The sequence below is a fragment of the Nonomuraea sp. NPDC001684 genome, assembly GCF_053596515.1.
The window spans coordinates 38,200-45,074 of record NZ_JBSFGJ010000029.1; the positions used below are offsets into that span (position 1 = coordinate 38,200).

At 71.5% G+C, this 6,875-nt stretch carries 7 protein-coding genes; 2 read left to right on the forward strand and 5 right to left on the reverse strand.

Annotated features, from left to right (window positions below; all coding sequences use genetic code 11):
• Positions 1 to 133 precede the first annotated feature (133 nt).
• Positions 134 to 1,423, forward strand: a complete 1,290-nt coding sequence (locus tag ACWCSD_RS08995; protein ID WP_352357559.1) for a GTP cyclohydrolase IIa — start codon at positions 134 to 136, stop codon at positions 1,421 to 1,423.
• 394 nt (positions 1,424 to 1,817) lie between these two features.
• Here ACWCSD_RS08995 and ACWCSD_RS09000 read toward each other — a convergent pair whose 3' ends face one another.
• The gene (locus tag ACWCSD_RS09000) at positions 1,818 to 2,276 is read right to left on the reverse strand and encodes a rhodanese-like domain-containing protein (protein WP_397154809.1); all 459 of its coding nucleotides are present in this window, start codon (positions 2,274 to 2,276) and stop codon (positions 1,818 to 1,820) included.
• Between the two features lie 159 nt (positions 2,277 to 2,435).
• Here ACWCSD_RS09000 and ACWCSD_RS09005 point away from each other — a divergent pair, with 159 nt between their 5' ends.
• Entirely contained in the window at positions 2,436 to 3,374 is a 939-nt protein-coding gene (locus ACWCSD_RS09005; protein ID WP_449913791.1) for an EamA family transporter, read from the forward strand.
• Here ACWCSD_RS09005 and hisC read toward each other — a convergent pair.
• From hisC to ACWCSD_RS09025, 4 genes are all read right to left on the reverse strand, one after another.
• Complete coding sequence (gene hisC, locus ACWCSD_RS09010) at positions 3,371 to 4,429, reverse strand: histidinol-phosphate transaminase (protein WP_449913793.1); 1,059 nt, start codon at positions 4,427 to 4,429, stop codon at positions 3,371 to 3,373. The genes ACWCSD_RS09005 and hisC overlap by 4 nt on opposite strands.
• Before the next feature lie 62 nt (positions 4,430 to 4,491).
• On the reverse strand, positions 4,492 to 4,989 hold the full coding sequence (locus ACWCSD_RS09015; RefSeq protein WP_397154815.1) for a GNAT family N-acetyltransferase: 498 nt from the start codon (positions 4,987 to 4,989) through the stop codon (positions 4,492 to 4,494).
• Complete coding sequence (locus tag ACWCSD_RS09020; RefSeq protein WP_387677565.1) at positions 4,986 to 5,642, reverse strand: NUDIX hydrolase; 657 nt, start codon at positions 5,640 to 5,642, stop codon at positions 4,986 to 4,988. Before ACWCSD_RS09020 ends, ACWCSD_RS09015 begins: the two co-directional genes overlap by 4 nt.
• A 31-nt stretch (positions 5,643 to 5,673) precedes the next feature.
• On the reverse strand, positions 5,674 to 6,875 hold a 1,202-nt coding region (locus tag ACWCSD_RS09025; protein WP_449913796.1), incomplete at its 5' end, for a DUF4434 domain-containing protein.

Consider the following 6,875-nt stretch of genomic DNA (forward strand, 5'->3'; position numbering starts at 1 on the left):
GGAAAAGTCGGGCGTGACATTACGGCCCCCGCGAGCGATCGTTCCAAAAGAGAGCACTGCAACGGACGGCAGGATGGGACGAACATTGGTCGAGAGGGCCGAAGAAACTCCCCGAGTGTCACGCCCGGGCGCCATGACACCGGACCTCACCATCGGCGTGGTCGGACCCCACGACCTGGTCGAGCGAGTCATGCTGATGGGTCACGCCGCGGCACCGCTGCCGTGTCGCCTGGTCGCGGCCGCGTACCGCGATGAGCAGGAGGCGCCCGACAAGGTGACGCGGCTCGGTCCCGGTGTCGACGCGTGCCTGTTCGCCAGCCCGGTCCCTTATGACCTGGCCAGGCGATCAGGCGTGCTGACGATGCCCGCGACCTACGTGCAACTCGGCGGAGCGGCATTGGTGGCGGCGCTGGCGAAGGCCGCACTTGACACTCGGATGGACCCGCAACGGGTCAGCGTGGACGTGGTCAGCAGGGCGGATGTCGAGGAGGCGTACACCGACCTCGGCATACCGGCCACGGACGTGCACAGCCGCGACGAGCCCGGAGCCACGGGCACGATCGCGGCCTACCACGAACGGCTGGCCCGCCAGGGCGCCACCTCGGGGGCACTGACGTGCCTGCCCGCGGTGGCCGAACGCCTGCACGCAGCCGGCGTGCCGGTCATCAGGATCAGGCCGACCTCGGCCGCGGTCCGGACGGCGCTGCACACCGCGGCGCTGCTCGGGGCGCATCACCGGCTGGAGGAGTCGCAGCTCACCGTGGTGCTGGTGGAGGTGCCGACGCTGCGCGAGCCCGTGCGGCGCGCGGCGCCGCGCTACTGGCGCGACGAGCTGCGGCTGTCGCTCCACCGGTTACTGGTCCAGGAGGCGAACCGGATCAACGCGACCGTCTGGCCGATCGACGATCACAGTTACCTGGTCACCGCGACCAGGGGCTCGATCGCCGCGGCCACCGACGGGTTCAGGGTGCTGCCCTTCGCGGCCAGGATCCGGGACGAACTCGGGCTGGCGGTCGAGGTGGGCGTCGGAATGGGGCGGACGACACACGACGCGGAGTCGCACGCGCGGGCCGCGCTGGCCCGTACCCAGGCGGGCAAGCAGGCGCAGGGGTTCGCGGTGGACCGCGAGGGCCGGGCCCTCATCCCGGCCCCCCGGATGCCACCCTCCGGGTCGACCGCGCTCAAGCCGAAGGGCGTGGAGGTGCTGGCCAGGCTGGCGGCCAAGCTCGAAGGCGGCGACACGGTGGTCGACGCCGAGGGCGCGGGCAAGATGCTCGGGGTGACGCCGCGCACGGCTCGGCGGTTGCTGCGCACGCTGGTTGACGAGGGACTCGCGTGGCCGCTTCCGCCGAACCGCACCCCGCAGCCGGGGCGTCCGCGCCAGCTCTACCGGCTCATCGTGGAGAAGCTCGGACCGCGGTGACCGTACGGGGCCCGTCGTCCCATTTCAGGGGCGACGGGTGCCCGGTTCTTGACCTGGGGAGTCAAAGGTACAGACAATCCGCTTGACTCTTGTGGTCTTATTGGTTGACCCGAGTAGATGCGGGTATGTTCTCCCACGCCCCCGATCGACGGGATTCGGACGGGGGCGCCAAACTTTCCCGCACAGCCCCTTCGCCGCCACCCTTTTTACGGAAGGCGTCCGGACGGGGCTGTGAGGCCGTTTGGCGGCACTGTCGGACCGGCGGGCATGTCCGGATATAGCCGGTCACCACAACCCGCCTGGGACGCTTTCAGCAGGCGCCCGCCCATCGCCGTTCAGCAGGCGCACGCCACCCACACCGGCGTCAGCAGGCGCACGCCATCCCACACCGGCGTCAGCAGGCGCACGCGATCCCCGACACCGGCGCCGTCAGGGCGTCGATCGGTCGCCGGGTCACGCCCGACGCCGTCTCGACCGGAAAGCCCTCCCTGGCCCAGTACTCGAAGCCGCCGAGCATCTCCTTGACCGCGTAGCCGAGCCGGGCGAACTCCAGGGCGGCCCGCGTGGCGCCGTTGCAGCCGGGCCCCCAGCAGTAGGTGACGACGGTGGCCTCCCGGGGGATCAGCACGGCCGCCCCGGCGGCGATCTCGGCCGTCGGCAGGTGCACCGCCCCCTGGACGTGCCCCTGGTCCCAGCTCTCCCGGCTGCGCGAGTCCACGACCACGACGCCCGGCGCGCCGGCGGCCAGGTCGGCGGCCACGTCAGAGACGTCGGTCTCGAAGGCCAGGCGGGCGGCGAAGTGGGCGAGGGCGGCGGCGTTGGGGGCGGCAGGGGTGGAGGTGACGGCTGACATCTACGACATGTCCCTTCATTGCTGGTCAGTTCCGATCGTCTCAACCGGCCCGTCCGCTCAACAGTGGCACGAAAGCCGCCTGTCGCTAATATCGCGCCAAATCCCTAAGTCCGATACCCGCAGGTGCTTTGTCGTGGTCGCCCGATAAAGTCATGACCCATGAGTGCGAACACCACTGACAGCCGGGCTCCCGTCCTCGTCTGGAGCGCCCTGGCGATCGTGTACGTGGTGTGGGGCTCGACCTACCTCGGCATCAGGATCGCCATCGAGACCATGCCCCCCATGCTGAGCGGCGCGCTGCGATTCGTGACGGCCGCGCTGCTGCTCGGCGGCTTCCTGCTGATCAGGAAGGGCCTGGAGCCGTTCCGGGTGTCGTGGCGGCAGGTCTGCGGGGCCGGGCTGGTCGGCCTGCTCCTGCTGACCAGCGGCAACGGCATGGTCGCCGTGGCCGAGCAGCACATCTCCAGCGGCCTGGCCGCGCTGCTCGTGGCCTCGGTGCCGCTCTGGCTCGTCGTGTTCCGGATCCTGGTCAGGGACCGGCCGGCCGTGCTGACGCTGGCCGGCGTGCTCGTCGGGTTCGCCGGCGTCGCGGCGTTGTCGCTGACCGGCGGCCAGTCGGTGGACACCACCGGGATCGTGGTGATCCTGGTGGCCTCGTTCTCGTGGTCGGTCGGCTCGTTCCTGTCGGCGCGCATCCCCATGCCCGCCAACCCCTTCGCGGCCAGCTCGATCGAGATGCTGGTCGGCGGCGCCGGCCTGGCCGTGACCGGCACGGTGCTCGGCGAACGGCTCGACCTGGCGGCGGTCTCCGGACGTTCCTGGGCGGCGCTGGCCTACCTGGTGCTGGTCGGCTCGCTGGTCGGCTTCACCGCCTACACCTGGCTGCTGGGCAACGCGCCGATCTCGCTGGTCTCCACGTACGCCTACGTCAACCCGGTCGTCGCCGTGCTCCTCGGCGTGCTGGTCGTGAACGAGCAGGTGACCCCGCAGATCATCGCCGGCGGGGCGGTGATCCTGGTGGGCGTCGCCCTGGTGGTCTCCACCGAACGACGCGCCAAAGCCAGGACCGCAGCCCTCGCCGAAGAGGTCAGCGCCTAACCGCGGAACTCCTTGGCGGCGGCGAGGAAGGCGTCGTTGGCCTCGGGGTCGCCGATGGACACCCGGGCCCCCTCGCCCGCGAACGGCCGTACGGCCACGCCCTCCACCGCGCAGGCGGCGGCGAAGTCGAGGGTGCGCTCGCCGAGCCGCAGCCAGACGAAGTTCGCCTCGGTCGGCGGCACCGTCCAGCCCTGCTCGATCAGCGACTCGCGGACCCGGCCGCGCTCCTTGACCACCCGCTCGACCCGCTCCAGCAGCTCGTCCTCGGCCTTCAGCGAGGCGATGGCGGCGACCTGCGCGAGGTGGTTGACGGCGAACGGGATGATCGTCTTGCGGACGGCCGCCGCCACGGGCTCGTGCCCGATCAGGTAGCCGACCCGCAGGCCCGCCAGCCCGTACGCCTTGGAGAAGGTGCGCAGCACGCAGACGTTCGGCCGGTCGCGGTAGAGCGTCAGGCCGTCGGGGACGTCCTCGTCGCGGACGTACTCGCGGTAGGCCTCGTCCAGCACCACGAGCACGTTCTCCGGCACGCGGTCGAGGAAGGACACCAGGGCGTCGCGGCGGATCGCGGTGCCGGTGGGGTTGTTGGGGTTGCACACGAAGACCATGCGGGTGCGGTCGGTGATCGCCTCGGCCATGGCGTCCAGGTCGTGGTCCTCGCCCGCCAGCGGCACCTGGACGGACGTGACCCCCGACAGGTCCGCCAGCAACGGGTACGCCTCGAACGACCGCCACGCGTAGACGACCTCGACGCCGGGCTCGCCGACCGTCTCGAACAGCTGCTGGGCCACCGTGACCGAGCCCGCGCCCAGCGCGATGTGCTCGACCGGCACGTCGTACCGCTCGGCGATGGCCTCGGTCAGCCCGACGGCGCCGGGGTCGGGATAGCGGTTGATCTGCCGGGCGCCCTCGGCGACGGCCTCCACCACGGAAGGCAGCGGGTCGTAGGGGGATTCGTTCGAGGAGAGCTTGTACGACCGGCCGTCGGCGGAGACCACGGCCTTGCCCGGCTTGTAGGGGGGCATGGTGTCCAGGATGTGGCGGAAACGAGGCATAGAACTACCTTAAAAGGCCACGCCCGATGAAGCATCCGCCAGCCCCCGCACGTCGAGAGGGCTCACGGCCGGACGCGTTCCCAGCGCGTCTCGCCGTCGTGCACGAGGTCGGTGGGGTGGAGGCCGGCGTGGGCGGCGACCGCGGCGGAGGCCGCGTGGCCGGGGTGGATGTGGGCGACGACCGTGCCGATGTCGTGGGCGTCGCACCAGGAGACCAGGGCGCGGGCGGCCTCGGCGGCCAGGCCGCGGCCCTGCCAGGGCACCCCGACCACCCAGGCGATCTCGGCCGTGCCCGCCTCGACGGTCGCCTGCACGTAGCCGGTCAGCCGGCCGTCGGCGCGCAGGCGGAGCACCCAGTTGCGCCACCCGGGCGGGCCCGCGGCCAGGCGTTCGTAGCGGGCGCGCAGCTCCTGCTCGGTGACGGGGGCGCCGCCGATGAACTCGTGCAGGCGCGGGTCGGCGAGCACGGCCGCCATCTCCGCGGCGTGCTCGACCCGCAGGGGCACGAGCGACAGGCGAGGGGTCTCGATGACGTCGATGAGGTCGTCCGGGATGGTCACTCCTGGAGCATGGGCGGGTGGAGGAGTTCGGCGGGGCCGCGGCGGAAGAGCTTGGCGGGGCGGCCGCCGTCTCTGGTGGTGGTGGCGCCCGTCTCCACCAGGAAGCCCTCCGCCTTGGTGACCTTCCGGTGGAAGTTGCGGGGATCGAGGGGACGCCCCCAGACGATCTCGTACACCCGGCGCAAATCCGCGACGGTGAACTCCGGCGGGCAGAAGGCCGCCCCCAGGGACGTGTACTCCAGCTTGGCGCGGGCGCGGTCGACGCCGTCGAGCATGATGCGGCGGTGGTCGAAGGCCATGACGGACAGCGCCTCGACCGGCTGCCAGCTCATGTGCGCCTTCTCCGAGGCCGGCAGGTCGGGGGCCAGGCCCAGGTAGGCGACGCTCAGCACGCGCTGGCGCGGGTCGCGGTCGGGGTATCCGTACGTCTGGAGCTGCTCCAGGTGCACCGGGGCGCCCGGGAGCCCGGCCCGCTCGGCCAGGATGCGGTGGGCGGCGGCCGGCAGGTCCTCGTCGAGCTGGATGAAGCCACCCGGCAGCGACCAGCGGCGCATGAACGGCGGGTTGTCGCGCCGCCACACCAGGGCGCTGAGCGCATGGTTGCGCACGGTGAGCACGACCAGGTCGACGCTGACCGGGATGCTCGGGACCATGGACGGCACGTTACACGGAGTCCCGTCTGCCCTATGCGGATATGCGTACGTGGAGGGGCGTCGTGGCCTCCTTGCCGGACGCCCCCTTGATCCCTATCTTGACCCATTCCCCGGGCGGCACCTGGGTCCAGTCGAACGGCACCCAGGCCGTAGCCATCCGGGCCGGGTGCTCGTCCAGCGGGTCCTTGTCCAGCCAGCCGACGGCCGCGACCACCAGTTCCTTGGTGCCGCCGGACCATTCGACGAGCACGGTGCTGCCGTCCAGGTTGTAGCCGCGCACCTCGACGCCGTCCTGGGGGTCGCGGGGCCGCCTGATGGCGTCCACGGCGATCGGGCGCTGCCAGTCGCCGGCGATCTCGTCCTGGAGCGAGGGGTCGCCGCAGGTCATGAAGTCGCTCCACATGTAGGAGACGATCTTCTGGACGTACCGGCCGGCCATCGTGACGGCCTGGTCGAGGCGCTTCTTGTCCGTCTGGCCGCGGGTGCCCTGCGGGGCGCACGGCTGCTTGCCGGACGGCTCGAACGCCTCCACGTTCGCCCACAGCTCCACCTCGTGACCGGCCTGGAGCATCTCGTCGCGGGCCTTGGCCATCTCCCGGTAGTAGTCGCGGGTCGAGCCGTGGTACGCGGTGCCGTACGTGGCCTCGCCGACCACCGGACGCAGCCGGTCGTCCACCTCGGTGTCGCGCTCGTCCGGCCAGAACAGGCCGACCTTGCCGGTCCCCCGGCTGTCCTGCGGAGCGATGATGCCGACGCCGGTCCGGGCCAGCGCCTTGAACGCCTCGGCCACCTGCGCCGGCGTCTGGCCGAAGCCGACCCGCTTGCGCGCGTCCAGGTACGGGCTGATCAGGATCGGCTTGCCCAGCTCCTGCTCCACGATCCGGTGCTGGTCGGCGTACACCTCAAGGGTGGGGTTGGTGGCCAGCGTGGCCCCCATCTGGACCTCGAACGGCTGGTAGACGCCGCCCAGGGCCTGCCGGTCGGCGAAGCGCACGCCGTAGTCCTGGAGGATGCGCCGGGTCAGCGTGGTGAGGGTGCCGATGTGCCGCTTGTTCGCCCTGGTCGGCGTCTCGGAGTCGCGCGGGGCGAGCGGCAGCGCAGGGAAGACCCGCATGCTGAACTGGTCGGCCAGGTCGAGCAGCTCGGCCAGGCTGTCCTTGGCCGAGCCGGCCACCAGGATCAGGTCGTACGACGTGGCCTTCTTGGTGAAGTCGCAGGTGGCGTCGTCGGAGC